At 34.0% G+C, this 20,030-nt stretch carries 12 protein-coding genes; 3 read left to right on the forward strand and 9 right to left on the reverse strand.

Annotated elements, in window-relative coordinates; all coding sequences use genetic code 11:
* Positions 1–268 precede the first annotated feature (268 nt).
* The 6 genes from ACWNT5_RS13405 to era all read right to left on the reverse strand — a co-directional run bounded on the left by ACWNT5_RS13405 (position 269) and on the right by era (position 11,040).
* Positions 269–871, reverse strand: a complete 603-nt coding sequence (locus ACWNT5_RS13405; protein ID WP_299606077.1) for a hypothetical protein — start codon at positions 869–871, stop codon at positions 269–271.
* 217 nt (positions 872–1,088) lie between these two features.
* Positions 1,089–1,703: a hypothetical protein gene (locus tag ACWNT5_RS13410; RefSeq protein ID WP_299606074.1), complete on the reverse strand. Its 615-nt coding sequence runs from the start codon at positions 1,701–1,703 to the stop codon at positions 1,089–1,091.
* Between the two features lie 8 nt (positions 1,704–1,711).
* Positions 1,712–3,019 (reverse strand): ribosome biogenesis GTPase Der, encoded by a 1,308-nt coding sequence (gene der, locus ACWNT5_RS13415; RefSeq protein WP_299606071.1) that lies wholly within the window; start codon positions 3,017–3,019, stop codon positions 1,712–1,714.
* A gap of 250 nt (positions 3,020–3,269) precedes the next feature.
* Complete coding sequence (locus ACWNT5_RS13420; RefSeq protein ID WP_456517608.1) at positions 3,270–4,796, reverse strand: choice-of-anchor I family protein; 1,527 nt, start codon at positions 4,794–4,796, stop codon at positions 3,270–3,272.
* 184 nt (positions 4,797–4,980) lie between these two features.
* Positions 4,981–9,777, reverse strand: coding sequence for a collagen-binding domain-containing protein (locus tag ACWNT5_RS13425; protein WP_456517609.1), 4,797 nt, complete (start codon positions 9,775–9,777; stop codon positions 4,981–4,983).
* A 381-nt stretch (positions 9,778–10,158) separates the two neighbouring features.
* Positions 10,159–11,040, reverse strand: coding sequence for a GTPase Era (gene era / locus ACWNT5_RS13430; protein ID WP_299606065.1), 882 nt, complete (start codon positions 11,038–11,040; stop codon positions 10,159–10,161).
* Between the two features lie 295 nt (positions 11,041–11,335).
* Here era and ACWNT5_RS13435 point away from each other — a divergent pair, with 295 nt between their 5' ends.
* Entirely contained in the window at positions 11,336–13,276 is a 1,941-nt protein-coding gene (locus ACWNT5_RS13435) for an OmpA family protein (RefSeq protein WP_456517610.1), read from the forward strand.
* Between the two features lie 87 nt (positions 13,277–13,363).
* Here ACWNT5_RS13435 and ACWNT5_RS13440 read toward each other — a convergent pair whose 3' ends face one another.
* The 3 genes from ACWNT5_RS13440 to ACWNT5_RS13450 all read right to left on the reverse strand — a co-directional run bounded on the left by ACWNT5_RS13440 (position 13,364) and on the right by ACWNT5_RS13450 (position 15,933).
* On the reverse strand, positions 13,364–13,900 hold the full coding sequence (locus ACWNT5_RS13440; protein ID WP_299606060.1) for a hypothetical protein: 537 nt from the start codon (positions 13,898–13,900) through the stop codon (positions 13,364–13,366).
* 107 nt (positions 13,901–14,007) lie between these two features.
* Positions 14,008–15,354, reverse strand: coding sequence for an alanine/glycine:cation symporter family protein (locus tag ACWNT5_RS13445; protein ID WP_456517611.1), 1,347 nt, complete (start codon positions 15,352–15,354; stop codon positions 14,008–14,010).
* 105 nt (positions 15,355–15,459) lie between these two features.
* Entirely contained in the window at positions 15,460–15,933 is a 474-nt protein-coding gene (locus ACWNT5_RS13450) for an RNA methyltransferase (RefSeq protein WP_299898449.1), read from the reverse strand.
* Positions 15,934–16,126: 193 nt separating this feature from the next.
* Here ACWNT5_RS13450 and ACWNT5_RS13455 point away from each other — a divergent pair, with 193 nt between their 5' ends.
* Positions 16,127–16,693, forward strand: a complete 567-nt coding sequence (locus ACWNT5_RS13455) for a hypothetical protein (RefSeq protein WP_299606052.1) — start codon at positions 16,127–16,129, stop codon at positions 16,691–16,693.
* Between the two features lie 282 nt (positions 16,694–16,975).
* Complete coding sequence (locus ACWNT5_RS13460; RefSeq protein WP_456517612.1) at positions 16,976–20,026, forward strand: two-component regulator propeller domain-containing protein; 3,051 nt, start codon at positions 16,976–16,978, stop codon at positions 20,024–20,026.
* Positions 20,027–20,030: the final 4 nt, after the last annotated feature.

A 20,030-nucleotide genomic window follows, 5' to 3' on the forward strand; every position in this document is an offset into this window, starting at 1 on the left:
TTTTTTCATGGATTAAGAATATACTTTTTTAGCATTATAATCTCTAATTAAAGCATCAACCCGATAACGCGAATTTGTAATCCGTGCGAATTATAAGAAACAAAGAGATTGTCTACGTCGGCAATCTCTTTTTTAACAATGGCTCTTAAAAGTTTGTAACTAAAAATTATCAGATTTAGATTATGAATTAGTAATGATGCTACAAGTATCTTAGAAACATCATCGTACGGAATCAAACGGATTGCAAATCTGCACTATCTTGTTACCATCATATATTTCTGCCTTGGCTTTTTCTTTTCTTGCTTTTGTTACTTCTGGTGCTATCTTGGCTATTTCTATTGTTTTTATCTTGTTCTCTAGCTTTAGCTTTTTCGCTTTTTTCAGCTTTCTCTTTAGGTTGTTCGGTTAGATTTGTAAGTTTTTCTTTCGAAATCTCTTTTGTATTTGATGTATCAAGATCTTTTTGTGATGTATTATTTACTTCTTCTACATATTGAGCTTTTACATAGGGATCATATCCATTCTCTCTACTCCTATAGAGTTTGCCTGGTTTAAGATCTTCTGGTTGTCGTTCTGCTAATCTAGCTTCAACAACAGGTTCTCGTGGATCAAGAACCCTAACATTAGATACTATTCTTTCTATTTGTGCTGCTAACCTACGTTCTCGTTCTTCTCTACGTTGTTGTTGCCGCCATTCTATATTCTCTCTAGATCCGCTAATGCGTCTAGCTGCCTCTATTCTCTGTCGTTCTCTTCGTTGTCTTTCTCGTGCTTTCCTTTCCTGTCGTTTTTTATACGCCTTTTTAACACGTTCAAATATATTTTTAGGTTTATCATCATTGGGTTGATCTCCGTTAGTTCTACCAGGCATAATATCTATTTTTAAAATTTATCATGATAAATATAGATACCTTTCCTGCCGCTAGGTTGTAGACTTCAATAACGGATAATACCTATGTAATATGTGGGCATTATATATCATAATTGGTTTTATCTTTTATACAATCTTCAAAATCTCAATACATGATGATCCTGCAAAGTTGCAAACTTCGAAGAACTTACAGTTAAAGTGAAAATGGACTAGTAGTCTATTTTTGTTTTCTTAAATACGCTCTATAGATATCTGATTCGATACTGGAAACATCTGATTGCATTTGGGTAAGTTTGGTTATGCTCGCTACTAATGGAAAGTCTTTAAAATTATAGATTAGCCAATTGTGTTTTTTTCCTGATCTATCAATCACATCATTTGTGTTTATTTTTTCAGAGATATCGGTTTTTAATCCATTATCATCAACCCTACTAAGTATTTCTTCTCTAAACTGATTGATCGTATTTAGGAATTCTAATCCTTTTTCAGAAAGACCATTTTCTGTAAAAAACATATTGTTAGCCTGATCCATTTTTTCATAATTCGTTGGATCTTTAATCCCTAACATCTCTTCTTTGATAGATTCTAAATACTTTCCAAAATCATCAACTAACACTTCTATTTCTTTAGCTTTTACCACATGTTCTTCATCTCTTATCAGAGTTAATAAAGAATCGTTATCTTTTGCTACAGAAGTGGAATTAGTTTGCAATCTACTATTCATTGTACCAAAAGCAGTCAACACCTCTTGAGAAGCCTTTTTTAGAAACCATGCTACACCAGAAATTAGCATAACAACAAGAACTAAAATAACCAATGTAGACTTCTTCACTTCCAAAATTACTTTTTCCTAAAATATACTGCAACAGGTACACCGTGAAAGTCAAATTGCTTACGTAGTTGATTCTCGATAAAGCGTTTGTACGGATCTCTGATATATTGCGGTAGATTACAGAAAAATGCAAACTGCGGTTGGGGTGTAGGTAATTGCATACAGTATTTAATCTTTACATACTTTCCTTTATACGCAGGTGGTGGATTATGCTCAATAATAGGAAGCATGGTATCGTTCATAACACTCGTTTTGATCTTTTTAGAACGATTTTTATACACTTCTACAGCCGTTTCAATGGCTTTAAATATACGTTGCTTGGTTAATGCAGAGATAAACACAATAGGCACGTCTGTAAATGGCTCTATTTGCTTACGAATATACTTTTCGAAATCTTTAAGGGTATTGCTTTCCTTATTTTCGATCAGATCCCATTTATTTACCAGAATTACAATTCCTTTTCGGTTGCGTTCTGCTAACCAAAATATATTCTGCACTTGTGAATCAAATCCTCGCGTAGCATCTACTAACAATAAACATACATCACTATGTTCTATCGCTCTTACCGATCGCATTACGGAATAAAATTCTAAATCTTCTTTTACCTTAGATTTACGTCGGATTCCTGCAGTATCTACAAGATTAAATTCAAAACCAAAACGATTGTACTTGGTATCAATAGCATCTCTTGTAGTTCCCGCGATATCCGTAACTATATATCGATCTTCGCCGATAAGGGCATTGATAAAAGACGATTTTCCAGCATTTGGTCTTCCTACTACAGCAAAACGTGGTAGCTCAGAAACTTCTTCTTCTTCTTGTTCTGGCAGAGCGTCTACTAAAGCATCTAATAATTCTCCTGTACCGCTTCCGTTAATACTAGCAATAGTATAATATTCTCCTAATCCCAGATTATAGAATTCAACGGCATCGGCAGCTCTTTTGGCATTATCAACCTTATTTACCGCTACAAAAATGGGCTTATCTACTTTGCGCAACAGATTAGCGACTTCTTCATCCATACCAGTAATACCAGATTCTACATCTACCATGAAGATAATTGCATCAGCTTCATCTATAGCAAGTTCTACTTGCTTATCGATTTCTGCTTCGAAGATATCATCACTACCAACTACATAACCACCTGTATCGATCAATGAGAATTCTTTTCCATTCCAATCACTCTTACCATAGTGACGATCACGAGTAACTCCACTCACCGCATCTACGATAGCTTCTCTCCTTTGGATCAGTCTATTAAAAAAAGTAGATTTTCCTACATTTGGTCTCCCTACAATTGCCACTATATTGCTCATTATCTCGAATTCTAAAATTTGTGCAAAATTAGTCTTTTTATTCTTCCTAAACTATTGATCCTGTAAGATGAAGTAAATAAAATGTAATGAAATAGGTGTAAAAAACGAAAAAGCTCAACGGTCAGCGCATCGACCTATTGAACTTTTTCATAATTGATAGTCAGTCAGTGAAATAATTACTTACCTCAAAGATATAAACAAATCTATATAAGTTGGTTACTGTAAAACATCAAAATTTTTATGGATGCTTTTATTTCACCTCGTAGATAGCCACAGAATTAGATACTTCGTGTGTAACAATCACCAAAGCATTACCTGTTGGACTATCCTCTGCTTTAACTGTAATCAATCCTTCTGGAGAGATATCAGCGGCATCACGCAACCAATCGATAAACCTCGGATTTACTGGATTAGAAATATCATACACCATTACTCCTCCTGTTCTTTCTAAACCTACAAACAACAACGTACTTCCGTCAACTTTTAGCACTTCTACAGCTTCTGGCTCTGCTCCTTTATCATCAGATCTATTATCTACTCCATCTCCTTCATTACTATTAAAGGCGCTAGGATCAAATTCAAATACGGTTCTTGCAATCTGATCACCACTATCGTATACTTTTGCTCCTGTTGTAGTCCAAATGGTAAAAGATCTTCCTCCATAAGCATAGATTTGATCTACATCACCATCTCCGTCTATATCACCATTAGCAGTAGTTGTCTTTAAACGTCCAAGGTTTTCGTCTAATTGTAATGTCTCAGCATCTGGATATGCAGTAGGATCAAGTGTTAAATCTTTTACTCTTTCTTCTTCAGAATATCCATCATAATCTCTGGCATCACCTTCGTTTGCAGTAATTAAAAATCTCGCTCCTCGTATTTTAGCAAATGTCATAGCATCTGGATGATAATACCCTAATACTGGCCAGTTCTGAAAGTTTCCAACAATATCATCTCGATCACTCGCATCGATCTGGTTTTCTGGTAATGAATAATCCTTAGTTCCCAAACCAGTAATATAACGTACCGTTTTAGTTCTTAAGTCTATTGCAGCAATACCATTATTTTCTTGTAATGCTACATACGCTGTTCTAGAATCATCAGATACAGCTATATATTCTGGTTCTATATCCTGAGCAAATGTTGCATTTGGACCAAAAACCCTAAAGTCATTGCCAATAGAAACACCATTAAATCTAGTAAACGTTACTTGGTGCACTTGACCTGTTGCTACTTCTATAATCGTTACAGAACCTTCTGGATCAATGGTATACTCATCGTTTGGCTCTCCTTCATTTGCAGCTATAATATATTTGCCATTTGGACTAAATGTTACCATGTCTGGTAATGCTCCTGCTTGATAGGTTGTTAGCAAAGTTTGTGAATCTGCATCGTATGTTGCTACTGTACCATTTGCCTGTTTATCTGCTGCATTTTCTAACGCTACAGCAACCAGTCCATCATGTACTGCTACACTATTAGGAATTCCGTTTAAAGAAATATCTGTGCCAGCTACTGGATTCGAAGGATTAGAAAGATCCCATACAGAAAGTTCCACATCATTAGGATTAACTACAAACAGTTTTGCTGTTTCTGGATCAAAAGCAGAAATTTCTGCAAAGCCTTCATCTCCAGTTCCGTTGATAAATCCTCCGATTTTGTTAAACGTAAGGTCGTCTGTATTACCACCTCCACCTTGATAATCATCGAGATTACAAGAATAAAATAATCCTAAAGCCCCAATTACAAATAGACTTGATTTGTTAAAGATTTTCATTATTAATTTGATTTGCGTTAGCTAGCTAAATTCAATAATGCATATATCCTTAATGTTACCATAATAATAAATTACGTCTATTTTACGAATTCTTAGAGTTAAGAAATTGTTAGATAGAAAAAGCGCTCTAAAAAGTGTTACTTTTTAGAGCGCTTTCAAATTTTAAGCTATATCGAAGAAAGTATTATTCTATAATAAACTTCTTATATTCAACACCTTCTTCTTTGTGTATCTTCACTACATACACTCCTGATTCCATTGATTGTGTCATGTTAAACACTAACGAATTTTTACCATTCGTAATTACTGACTCTTTTGTAGGAGTCATTCTTGAACCATTCATATTGTAGAAAGTTACTCTTACATTTTGTTCTTTCTTAGACATGATATCTATGGTCATATCTTCTCCAGAATGTAGTACTGTTGGATATAGTTTTGTACTTATAATACTCTCATCACAGTTATCTACAAATACGGTAACCTCATCAGAATCGCTACAGTTTCCTGTAGTCACTGTAACTGTATAATTCGTAGTAACTGGTGGAGATACAATAATAGTTCTTGTTGTTTCTCCGTTAGACCATAAATAACTATCTCCGATAGAAGCTGTTAAAGTTGCCTCCTCTCCAAAACCTTCACATAAAAATCTATCTCTTCCAGCACTTACCTCTAATATCGTTACTCCTACTATAACTTCATCCATAGATTCACAAGCTCCATCTGTAACAATTACAGAATAAGTAGTTGTATTTCCTGGTGATACTGTTATAGTTCTAGTTGTTTCTCCAGTAGACCATAAGATATCTCCTTCCCCTTCTACCGACAATACAACTTCCTCTCCTAAACAGATTTCCTGATCTTCTCCAGCGTCAGCAACTAGTGAACAACCTTCTACAAATACAGTAACTTCATCAGTTGCTGTACATCCATTATTAGTTATGGCAACAGTGTATGTTGTAGTTTCTTGTGGTGAAACTTCGATACTAGCTGTAGTTTCTCCTGTAGACCATAGAATAGCTCCTTCTCCAACAACTGTTAGTGTAGCGGTTTCTCCTACCGTGATTGTTTGATCCTCTCCTGCATCTGCAGTTGCTGAATTTACTGTAACTGCTACTTCATCTGTAGCAGAACAGTTTCCATTCGTTACTGTAACTGTATATTCTGTTGTAGCATCTGGCGAAACATCAATACTTGCTGTAGTTTCTCCTGTAGACCATAGAATAGCTCCTTCTCCAACAACAGTTAGTGTTGCCGTTTCTCCAACGCAAATAACTTGATCATCTCCAGCATCGGCTGTAGCCGAACCTACTGTTACTACTACCTCATCTGTAGCAGAACACTCACCATTGGTTACTGTAACTGTATATTCTGTTGTAGCATCTGGCGAAACATCAATACTTGCTGTAGTTTCTCCTGTAGACCATAGAATAGCTCCTTCTCCAACAACTGTTAATGTAGCTGTTTCTCCAACACAAATAACTTGATCATCACCAGCATCTGCAGTAGCATTATCAACGGTAACAGTTACCTCATCTTCTCCAACACACTCTGTACATCCAGTTACTGTAACAGTATATGTAGTATCTTCTTCAGGTGAAACGGTAATACTTTGTGTAGTTTCTCCTGTAGACCATAAATACTGTACTTGTCCTTGTCCTTGAGAAATGCAATCTCCTAAGTTTATATTAAAATCTCCAAACGAATCTGGGTTTCCTTCTAAGTTAAACCATCCAGATCCTCCGTAAACAGCTGGAGTATATTCGAATACGTTAGCACCATTTCCTACCTGAAAAGCTTCACCTCTTCTGGAGATATCATAACTTAAATCACCTCCAATTTGTGTAATCGTTCCACTGATTCCTGTATAATATACCCAACCTGTTGCATCTTCTGTTTGACAAGAACTTGCTTTAGGACTTCCTGCTGGCGGTGTATCTGTAAATCCAGTAAAGGTAGCATCTACTGTAAAAGCAGTGTTCGTGGAATTGTATTCAAATACTTCTCCTTTTAACGTTGCAGTTCCATCAACAGCATTTTCACTCCAAACAAGATCAACGTTTCTAAACCATAATCTGGTTCCGTTATCATTTATGAAAACAACAAACTGATGATGTCTTCCTCTGCAATAGTCAGTATCTTTAATACCATATTCTATACAATCACCACAATTATCTATACCTGTAGCTTGTGCAGTTAAAGTAACTTCTTCTCCTAAACAAATCTCTTGATCTTCACCAGCATCAACAATCACTGGATCATTAACTACCACCGTAACCGAATCTGTAGCCTCGCAACTTCCACTAGTAGCTGTAACAGTATATGTAGTTGTTTCTGTCGGAGATACTGTAATACTTTCTGTTGTCTCTCCTGTCGACCATACAAATGTACCTTCTCCGGTAGCTGTTAGTGTTACTTCTTCCCCTAAACATACATTTTGATCATCTCCTGCATCTACCACAGCAGATTTCACAGTTACCACTACTTCATCAGTTGCTGTACAACCATTACAATTAGTAACAGTAACTGAATAGGTAGTATCCTCTTCTGGAGAAACAGTAATTGAAGCTGTAGTTTCTCCTGTAGACCATAAGAAAGTTGTATTACTCGTTTCTGAGGAAATACAATCTCCAAAATTAAAATTAAAATCTCCTACAGGATATTCATTATCATCTGTATCAAACCAACCACAAGCTCCAAATTTTCCTAATTCAGTTTCTGTTTGATTTGCTCCATTACCCATCTGGAAAGCTGGCCCTCTTCTAGTTAAGCTAGTTGACCAAGATCCATCTTCACTAGTAATTGTTCCAGTAAATTCTGTATAATATTCCCATGCTGATTCGTTTTCATCATTACAAACATGTGATTTAGGACTATTTGCTGGTGCTACCGAAGTTTTTCCGGTAAATACCACGTCTACTTCATAATTAGATTGTGTTACCGTATAATCAAAAACAGTACCTTTTAATGTTGCAGTTCCATCAGCAAGTTCATTCCATTCTAGATCTACGTTAGAGAAAAATCTATTTCCTTCTAACCACAACACATAGTTCTGATCTCCACGACAATACTCTGTCTCCTGAATACCATATTCTACACAGCTTTCACAACTTTCGTTGTTGTCTGTAGTAGCAGTTAATGTTACTTCATCTCCAAGACAAATTTCCTGATCATCTCCTGCATTTACCGTAGGAGCTTCATTAATGATTACCTCAACGGCATCAGAAGCTTCACAATTCTCACAATCTTTAACAGTAACAGTATATGTTCCTCCTTCATTAACTGTAATAGAAGGTGTAGTTTCTCCTGTAGACCACAAATAACTTACTTCTGTATTTGTTGTTGTAACACAGTCGCCTAAGTTAAAGTTAAAATCTCCTCTATTGTATTGACCATCTGTAGTATTGAACCATCCACAAGCTCCTAATTTACCTAGTTCCGTTTCCGTAACATTTGCTCCATTTCCTAACTGAAATGAAGGACCTCTTCTAGATAAATCAATAGACCAAGATCCATCTGTACTAGTTACTGTACCAGCTAATTCTGTATAATAAATCCAATCATTCGTATTCTCTGAATTACACTCATGGTTTTTAGGACTATTAGCAGGTGTAGAAAATGTTTTTCCAGATAAAACTGCGTTCACTTCATACGTAGTTTGCGTAAGGGTATGATCAAAAATAGTTCCTGTAAGCGTTGCAGTTCCGTCTGCCAACTCATTCCATTCCAGATCTACATTAGAAAACCATCTTGGATTGCTCCCATCCGTTAACCACATCACGTAGTCTTGATCTCTTCTACAGTTATTCGTATTTTCTACTCCATAAGTCCCAATACAATCCACACACTCAGAAGCTCCATTAACTCTAGCAGTAAGAGTTACTTCTCCTTCTCCACAGAATTCAGAATCTTCACCTGCATCAACGGTAAGTTCGCAAATATTGTTATCCGTACAAGCATCAAAAACGTGCTGGTGCAATTCTCCTTGAATATGATAATAATTAGCAGCAATTACCTGACCATTAATATTTCCTGAAGAATCTTTTGTTACATCAGATTTTGGAGCAAACAAACTTCCGATTATTGTAGAACCTCCTTTTAGTGTAATACTATTATTATTATAAAAATTCCAAATAATAAATGCTCCTTGCGGATCTCCTATTCCAGCAATATTCAAAATATTCCATTCAAAATCACCTGGCGCATCTACATTAATAATTAAAGGAGTATCTTGATTAGGCGTATTCTCAAAAGTTAAGTACGGAAGACTTTGCAGTTGAGCTCCCGTAAGGTTTAATACATTCACAGTATTTGGAGCTAATGAAATTTTATTATCACTACTAACCGTAAGATTTGGTGTTAACAGACTATAATCTAATGATCTCGTTTCGAAAGCTCTAAAAGCCGCTTCAAAATCTATTAAACCTCCATTACTAACAGAGTTCTCTACTTGTTTTCTTTGTACCTGTACTCTAGGTTTTGCATCATAATCTCCAGAAGTTACTCTTGTATTTACAGATGCGTTATTTCTATCTAAATCAAATACAGAAGAACCATTAAGATCCCCAACTTTCACATATCCTTGATTTAAATGAATTCCTTCTCCAGAAGTATAAATTATTCTTCCGTTTACCACTAATGATGAAGGCTGATCATCACCATTAAAAAAATTAGTACCCGCAGTTTGTGCCGCTAGAGTAATGATACCATCCATCGTTAAATTTCCACCTAATGCTATAGGCCCTTCGGTATCACCTCCTTTGAGTGTTGTATTATATCTTACAAACGCGTTATACCCTAATGCTTCTCCTAATGGATTGCTACATACGGTAGCAGGAGCACTATTATTTTTATCTAATACAGAATTAAATCCTGTTGTCATCATAAAAATGACGATCATGGTTAGGCTAAAGATAGTCGCTCCAACATTTGTTGCGCTTATCTTTCGGCTTAAAGAGTTAAGCTTTTTAGTAAATATTGACATTGTGTAGTTTTTTCTTTTGAATTCGGAGATCCAATATGGTTAATTATTTTGGGTTATTTCATAAACAATTACAAGACAAAAAGAGTCAATAAATTCATTATAACATGAACTGTATTGTCTATTGTTTATTAAATTTTAAAAGTAAAACGTTATTAAAAAACGAGTGAAGTTAAAGTAAGTTTCATATCATATTTTAGGGCTTTAGATATTTGTTATGTAACAAAATTAGAAGATTCGCATTAAAAAATCATAGAAAAACCTATAAAAACGTTTAAATGCAAGGTTTTATCTTTCAAATACAGTTTTACCGTAAATCGTTAAGTTGGATAACTTATAAAAATCTTACAAACAAAGTTTTAGAAGAATTTAGAAGTACTATGATTATTGATTATAACCAAAACGTTTTAATTGACGCTGATTATTTCTCCAATTTTTATTCACTTTTACATACAATTCTATGTGTATCTGCTTTCCAAAAAACTTCTCTAATTCCTTTCTAGCTTCTACTCCTACTCTTTTAAGTGCAGAACCTTTGTGACCAATAATAATTCCTTTTTGAGAATCTCTTTCGACCATAATAACAGATCTAATCCTAATGATTTTTTCGTCTTCAAAAAATTCTTCTGTTTCCACTTCTACAGCATAAGGAATTTCCTTTTTGTAATGCAACAGGATTTTTTCTCGAATAGCTTCATTTACAAAGAAACGTTCTGGTTTATCGGTTAGCTGGTCTTTAGGATAAAAAGGTGGTGAGTCTGGTAGTAATTCTACAATCCTTTCAAAAACTTCTCTTACGTTAAAATTTTCTAACGCAGATATTGGATATAACTCTGCATTTGGAACTTTTTCTGACCAAAACTTTACTTGTTCTTCTAATTGTTCCTGGTTGGATTGATCGATTTTATTTAATAATAAAAACACCGGGATCTTAGCATTTGTAATTTTCTTAAAAAAAGCTTCATCCTTAAGTTCTTTCTCACCAATTTCTACCATATATATAAGAACATCTGCATCTTCAAAAGCAGATTTTACAAATCCCATCATAGATTCCTGCAATTCGTAAGCAGGCTTGATAATCCCTGGAGTATCCGATAAAATTACCTGAAAATCATCACCATTTACGATTCCTAAAATTCTATGCCGTGTTGTTTGCGCTTTTGAAGTAATGATGGATAACCGTTCTCCAACAAATGCATTCATTAAAGTTGATTTCCCTACATTAGGATTTCCTATAATATTTACAAAACCAGCTTTATGACTCATACTTATAATTTTGATGCAAAGTTAGTTGATTATTTCACAAAACTACGCACTCCTAAAAACTATTATCTTTTTCAATTGATTAAAATTTACACACATAAAACACAGAAAAATCTGATCTAGAAATACAATCTAAAGGTACTCTTGTTAATTTTTTGTAAATTTAATTCCAGTATATTTTCAAAAACCCCTGAAAATAAATTATTGACATTAAAATACTGGGATCATTTTGGGAAATTGTTCTATATCATTTTTTATTAATTTCAAAACGTTTTATACGGTATCTATTTATGCTGTCATGACGTTATTTTTGACATCAATAAATTGTTCTTCTCAAAGCACAGAAAAGTTACTTTCTAAAGCGGATCAAAATTTTGAAGCATTAGCCTATATTAATGCCAGAGACATCTATCTCGATGTTGCAAAGAAAGGATATTCATCACCAGACTTATACAGAAAATTAGCAGATTCCTTTTATTTTACAGGAGAACCCGAAGAATCTATCGAGTGGTATGAAAAATTGATCTCGAATTTTTCTGATCAAATTAAACCAGAATATTTGTTCCGCTATGCGCAAAGTCTAAAAAGTGCTGAACGTTACAATGAAGCGGATACTGTTATGGAAAGATTTAATTCGATAACTGGTAATGATAAACGAGCCAAATCTTTTATTGACAAAAGAGATTACTTAAATTTTATCGAAATGCAATCTGGTAAATATGACACTTATACATTAGATATAAATTCTGAATTTTCGGATTATGCTCCAAGTTTTGATTATAAAGGAAATATTGTTTTTGCCTCTTCCAGAAGTAAAAATTCAAAACTACATGAATGGAATAAAATGCCTTTCTTAGACCTGTTCTCCTCAAAAATAAATGACGATAATATATCAACAAAGGAATCTAAAAAACTAAAGGGTAAGATAAACTCTAAATATCACGAATCTTCTACTAGTTTTACCAAGGATGGGAATACTATGTATTTTACCAGAAACAATTTCACCAATAACAAATTAGGAAAAAGCAGAAAAGGTGTTGTGTTACTCAAATTGTATAAAGCAACATTCATTAATGAAAAGTGGACTAATATTGAAGAACTACCTTTTAACAGTGATAATTATTCCATTTCGCATCCGGCACTAAGCCCTGATGATAAACAGTTGTTTTTTGCAAGTGATATGAGAGGAACCCGAGGTAAGTCTGATTTGTTCGTCGTAGACATACTTCCAGGAGGAGGCTATGGGAAGCCTAGAAATCTTGGAGATTCTATTAATACCGAAGGAAGAGAGACATTCCCATATGTGAGCAACAGTGGACAATTATATTTTGCCAGTGATGGTCATGTGGGACTTGGAGGTTTAGATGTTTTTGTTGCTATCCCAAAAGAAGAAAACTCTTATGAAGTATTTAATGTAGGGAGACCTATTAATAGTCCAAAAGATGATTTTTCTTTTGTTATTGATGAAGAAAACAGAACAGGTTATTTTGCCAGTAACCGAAAAGGAGGGAAAGGAAATGATGACATTTATAGTTTTAAACAAACCGAAGAACTTATCACTTCCTGCAAAGAGTATTTAACTGGAATTATTACTGATGAAAAAACAGGTGAAACAATTGCAAATGCTGATGTTATCTTATTGGATACAGATGGAAATGTGATTAATGAGATCAAATCTGATTATAATGGTAGTTATAACTTTGAAGTAGAATGTGATAAGCAATATATTATAAGAGTAGCAATCGATGGTCTTAATCCTAATGATATTATTTTTAGATCAGACAACACCTATGAAACTCTTAACAATGTACCTATCAATTTCACAAAAGAAAAACTACTGTCTACATCATTCGAACCTGTTTCTATCGGTGACGATATTGTAGATCCTTTACAATTAAATACGATTTTCTTTGACCTAGATAACGATGAAATAAGACCTGATGCAATTGCTGACTTACAAAAAGTAATTGCCGTTATGCAACAAAATCCTAATTTAAAAATTGAAGTACGTTCGCATACTGATAGCAGATCAAGCTATTGGTACAACAAAAGACTTAGTGTAAAACGTATGCGAGCGACGGTACGATATATTATAAGAAATGGCGGTATACATTGGCGTAGAATTAGAGGAAAAGCGTATGGTGAACGAAGACTTAAAAATAAATGTGCAAATGGTGTTCCTTGTACAGAAGAAGAGCATCAAGAAAATAGAAGAAGTGAATTTATTGTAAGAGAATAAAACTACTGTTTGCTTGAAAATGCATCTTAAATTATAATACAAACACGAGAAATTAAAAATGATATTCCTCGTGTTTATCTTAAATAATTAAAGCCCTAGAATATTTGCATCTACTCGAAATACACAATCGACTTTTATCTTATGATCTTCATTTATGGTTTCATCGGTAGTGGTGGAAGCTCTCAGAGTAAACGAGTCTTTTTTTAAGAACTCTTTTAACTCTGCTCGGGTCGTTTCCAACTCGATCACCTTTAGGTTTTCATTTTCTAAATCTTCGGCAAATGCGATTTCAGTTTCTTCTAATCCCTCTGCATCAATAAATAACCTAACCTCTTGAAGAAAGTTAAAATCTCCACTTTCCGGACTTTCTATGATAAGGCTAAGTCTTTTTAATTGAATACTCTCTATTAGTGAACTACTCGTATTATTACTTTCAAATTCGGATTCAGAATTAGTTGGTACCGGAGGTGTTTCTATACTTATTGGCACATCAATAATTGTTGTTGAAGCCACTGTAAATTCAGAATCGTAGTCAATCTCAAATACTGTTAGTCTTTCCAATTCTTCACAGGAAACAAAAAAAAGCATCAATATTACAGATGATAAATAGGTAAACTTGTTCATATTTTCAAAAATTTGGGTTAGAGCAAATATATACGAAAAATAGGAGACTTTGGTTTTCTGTAGTTTCTCCTATCAAATAATACTAGTTTAAAAAGTAGCTTTACAGATTATTTGGAAGTGATTTTTTGAAAGTACGTTTTTGCCTTGTCATTTACCTTTTTTGATAAAAATAACCCGGAAATTACGGTGGGAATCGCCATTAAGGCAAATGCACTATCAATAAGGTTAATAGCAAAATCTATTTTTACGACCGCAGCAACAACAATAGAAAGTATATAGATATAATTATAATACTTCCCAAATTGGGGTTTGGTTAAAAATCCTAGACAAGTAACTCCGTAATACGAAAATGAAAATAAGGTTGAAAAAGCAAAAACTAGTACCATAGTAATTACCACAATATCTCCAATCCCATAAGGCAATACAGAATTAAATGCTGCTAGCGTAAGTGAAATTCCATTATCGTCAGAGTGCCGCCACACACCGGTAGACAAAATAGCTAAGGCTGTTAAGGTACATACTAAAAGGGTGTCTATTGCAGGTCCAATCATAGCTACCAAGCCTTCTCTTATTGGCTCATTCGTTTTTGCGGTTCCATGCATCATCGGAGCAGTTCCTATTCCAGCCTCATTAGAAAAAGCGGCTCTTTTTACACCTGTTTTTATTAGATATCCTAAGGCACCTCCAGCTGCCGCTTCTCCAGAAAAAGCATCAGAAAAAATCAACATAAACATTTCCGGTACCTTATCGATTTGTAATATTAATATGGTAAATACAGTAATAAAGTATAATACCACCATAAAAGGCACTAATTTACTTGCAACTAGACCAATCCTTTTAATTCCTCCAAGAATGACAAATGAAGCTATAACCGCTAAAACAATTCCTATGTATAGCTTAGTATCATCCTCCCAATCTAGAACATCTACCAGTGTCTGTGTTAATTGATTAACAGTAAAAGCGGGTAATGTTCCTATTAATCCAGCAATAGCAAAGAAAACTGCTAATGGTTTCCAACTTTTCCCTAATCCTTCAACAATTACATACATCGGACCACTAAGAGTTGTACCTTCTTCACTTTCCGATCGATACATAATCGCCAGAGTACAGGTATAAAATTTAGTCGCCATTCCAATTACAGCACTTATCCACATCCAGAATATTGCTCCAGGCCCACCCATAACCAAGGCTACAGCCACTCCACTAATATTCCCCATACCCACTGTAGCGGCTATTGCAGATGATAATGCCTGAAAATGGCTTAATTGTCCGGGAGCCTCTTCATTATCATACTTACCTCGTAATATTTGAATAGCATGTCCGAAATATAAAAAAGGAGTAAATCGAGAATACAAAAGAAAAAAAGCTCCCCCGCCAATTAAAAGAACTAACAAGGGCCAATCCCAAATCCATGAACTGAATTGGGCTATAGATTTCTCAATTATTTCGAACATAGAACTAAATAAGTTATAAATGTACTATAAAAAAAGTAGTTCTCTTACACTGTTGTAAATTGAGGCATAAAGATATATTTCGATTCGGACGCGCTTCAAGAACTTTTATGAGGATGCTCTAATAAACCTTGGTTTATCTATACCTCTATCATACATCACTATACTTCCAGCTACAGCAACATTAACACTTAGTTCAGATGAAAATTTTACTAAAAAATGTGACTTTTCGATTGCTAATTTAGACAAACCGTGATCTTCTGCTCCTAATAGATACACACACCTTTTTGGATGATGAAAAGTTTCTAGTGGAACTGCTTCTCCCGTCAATTCTACTCCTACAAGCATAGCTCCTTTTGGTAAGTGACTATAAAAATCTTCGAAAGTATTATAGTGAAAATATGGCATGGATTTTACCGCATTATGAGTATCACAAGCTTGCTTAGCATAACGATTACCAATAGTAAAAATATAACTAGCGCCCATATTTTGCGCGGTTCTCCATAATACTCCTAAGTTCTCTGGCGTTTTCCCATTTTGGATTCCTATTCCAAAAAACTCATTCTCGAAATTATTTATCATAGCGCAAAAATAACTATTAGATATGAATCACAATACAACGAATTCTCAATAAGGAATATTCCTTCATTATGTTAAAACCGTAATTAGTGATACGAATTCTAAATTGATTCTAACGAATTCTAAAACCAGCAATTTTGAACGGTGTAACGCCTATACATTTGTATCAAATAATCAACCTCAAAATAATACTGTTATGAAAAAGATCATTGTTTTTTTCATCCTAATTTTAGGATTTCAGTTTATGAAAGCGCAAAGTTTTCAGAAAACAGGAAAGTATAAAGCAGTTACTGAAATTAAAGAGAATGGGGCAGAACAACTGACTTGCATTGTTAATCTGATTCGTTTGGGGGGAATTTCAGAAAACGTTTTTACTTTCGAAGTAAAAGACAGTGAGCTTTTTGAGGACATCTTTATCACCACCTTGGAGAACCCAGGTCTGGAAGGGATCTCTGAGGTGATTAAGATGGAAGTGGAATATTTAGCCTGTTGTGCTGAGGTAGATTCCTATTATTTTATGGTGAATGATAAAAATGAACTAATTAAGTTACCACATCTAACGAATGTTTATTGCGATAATTCAAACACCGATTCTCAATATACTTTTCCTAGCCAAGAGTATGGTATCCATGGAAATATATTAGAAACTGAAACATTATATAAAGAGACATCTGAAATAAAATACGTAAATCTAAAACAAAGTTTTACCTGGAATGACAACAAGGTTACTACTCCAAAAAATACAGCGATTACCAGTAATTAATTTATTGAATATAAATTCAGCGAATTTCTATTATTCAATCATATTATTTTATTGCGCTATTTTATTTGTTTTTATGGTTCTATTGAGCATTAAGATGTTATAATATCATATTAAAACCATTGTATACGGCAGGCGCGTCCAATTATTTCCAATTTGTTTTTTCCCAAAAAAACTGCCTGCTTGTATACGGTTTTACTTTATTTTCCTTTTTATCATAAGTATTTTATGGGTACCGTTAACAAGAAATCAAGTTTGATTATATTTGTTATCAAACCAAAAGTTATGAGCCCCAATCGCTTTTCATACCTACTATTCCTTTTATTATTATATATCGGAATTGGAAGCTCCAATAAAATCACAGCCCAGAATAATGGTTTAAGAGCCTATACCTTAGAAGATGGACTACCGCAATCACAAGTTCATGATATTATCCAAGATGATATAGGATATCTGTGGTTAGGGACTCGTGGCGGTGGACTTAGCAGGTTTAATGGAGAGGAATTTGAAACCTGGAATGAAGATGATGGGCTTTTATCGAATTATATTCATTCATTACTTTTCGTTAATGACAGTTTATTCGTAGGTACACGATTAGGACTTTCGATAAAAACAAAAAAACAATTCCACAATTTTGAAGGACTTCAGATCAATAAGATTTTTAGAATTCATAATAAAACATATCTAGCATCAAATGTTGGAATTTACACATACACAGCCCGCAATGGCTTGAAAAAAGTACAATTAGATCCTAGAATCAATACCAGTATTGTAAATGATATTGTATTTGACGGAAAGCTATTTTGGATCGCCACTAATAAGGGGCTTTGGAAACTAAATCAAATTCATAAAGATGCGAGCATTATGGTGCGTCATAGTGCTTATAATTTTAGTGCTGCTCTTTACCATAAAACCAAAGTATTTGCATCCGCTTTAAACCAAGGAACTCTAGTTTTAAACACCAATGCCAAAAGCTATGGAAATAAATGGATACAGGAAACACTAAATGTTAATGATATTTCGATCATTAACAATGAACTATGGTTTTCTACCAGTAATGATGGAGTTACCATTTTAGATGCTACCAACTATCGATTAAAGAAAAAAATAAATCGTAAAAACGGACTAGCTGTATCCAATATCAGAAAGAGTATTACGGATCGTCAATCGAATATTTGGATCGCTACTTCTGGAGGTGGATTTTATAAATATTCTCAGAATAACTTCACACATTACAATCAAGATACAGGTTTAAAAGGAAATCGCGTATACGCTGTCCATCATAAGGATAATGAAATTTGGGCTTCTAACTCAGAAGCTGGACTTATAAAAATTGATAGCGCAGGAATTCATCAAATAAAACAAGATAAAAAATTATCTGAGTTAAAAATTAAAACATTAACTAGTGATAGCCGTGGAAACATATGGGCTGGTACTGAAGGAAAAGGCATTATACTTAAAGAGATAAAACTTAAAGACAGCATTTTTACAACCAAAAGAAGATCTAAAAGGGCTAAGAAAGATACCATTACTAAAGAAGTTATTAAAAACTATGTAATCAATAAAAAAAGAGGACTTTCCTCTAACTGGGTAAGATCGATACACATCAGTAACGACACCGTTTGGGCTGCCACCTACTCCTCTGGAATTACCAGATTTATTTATGATTATAGAAGACATAAGGTAAAATCTGTTCGCAAATTTGCTAAAAGAAGAGGAATCAAAGACTTAGAAATTAAGTATATGTCAGCCGATAAAAAAGGTAAGATTTGGTATGCTACAGAAAATGGAAGTCTTGGATTTATAAAAAGAAATAAAGTCACTCACCTCGGCAATGTCCTAAATCAAAAAGTAGCCATAAACAGCTTTGTTTTTAAAGACAAGAAAATGTATTTAGGTACTGCTGGACAAGGAATTTGGTGGGCTGATCTGAGTGAAAAAGAACTTTCTTTTAAAAAATTAAAAGGCGAAAAAAATCTTTACTCCAACAATATCTATCAAATGATATTTGATAATGAAGAAAACTTATGGATTGGGACCGAACGTGGTGTGGATCGTGTAGAAATTAATTTACTCAATCAAATCCAGGATATTTTTCACTATGGTCGTAATGATGGTTTTTTAGGTATCGAAACTTGTCTTAATGCGATTACTAAAGATAATGATGGGAATTTATGGTTTGGCGCTATCTATGGCCTAACAAAATATGAACCAGGAGAAACAGACAAAGAACCCATAAAACCTGAAATTCATTTCGAAAATATTGAAATAGCATACCAAACACTAGATTCTATTAATCCAGACGATTGGGCTAAAAACAATTATGTTTTACAATTAACTCCAGAACAAACGGAGTTATCTTTTAGTTATAAAACAATCGATTTAGATCATCCTAATGATATAGAATATCGATACCGTTTAAATAGTACTGCCTGGAGCCCTTGGTCATCAGAAAAAAAGCAAAACTTAGCAGGATTAGCATATGGAGCCCATTCTTTTTCTGCACAATCTAGAAATTATCGATGGGAAGAAAGTCAACCCATAACGTTCAATATCTTTATAGACAGTCCTATTTATGAAAAACTTTGGTTTCAACTAACCATGTTAGGTATTCTTCTTTTAATAGTGACCCTTATTGCCTTATTTTACATTAGAAAAGTAAAACTTAAAAACAAAGAAGAACGGGAAAAATTGCAGATGCAAAACCACCTCCTTTCATTAGAACAAAAGGCCTTACGTCTTCAAATGAATCCTCATTTTATCTTTAATGTGTTAAATGGGATTAAAGCGATGGGAACTAGTAATCCATCAAAAATGAATAGTACCATTAATACTTTTGCTACCTTATTAAGAGAGACATTATACAATTCTAGAAAGGATCATATTACTCTGGATCAGGAAATGAAAACCTTGAAACATTATATAGAAGTAGAAAAACTAATGGCCACAAAACCATTTGATTATACTATTTCTATTGATTCAGAATTTGATCCAGAAGAAGTACTTATTCCACCGATGCTAATACAACCTTTTGTAGAAAATGCCATACGACATGGAATCCTAAAAGGAAATAAAGATGGAAAATTGAAAGTCTTTTTTGATACTAATGAAGAATTCTTACATTGTAAAATATTAGACAATGGGATGGGTATTTTCCAATCCCAAAAAGCGAAGGCAAAAACGGATCATCAATCCATGGCATTGACGGTTACCAGAGAAAGATTAGAATCTATTTCGGGAAAAGACGCCTTACAGATTAAAGAAATTGTACACGAAGACTCTTCCATTGAAGGAACTGAAATTTCGTTTAAAATACCATTACTAACTGATTATTAAGTTA

It is taken from the genome of Aquimarina sp. 433 (assembly GCF_054054605.1).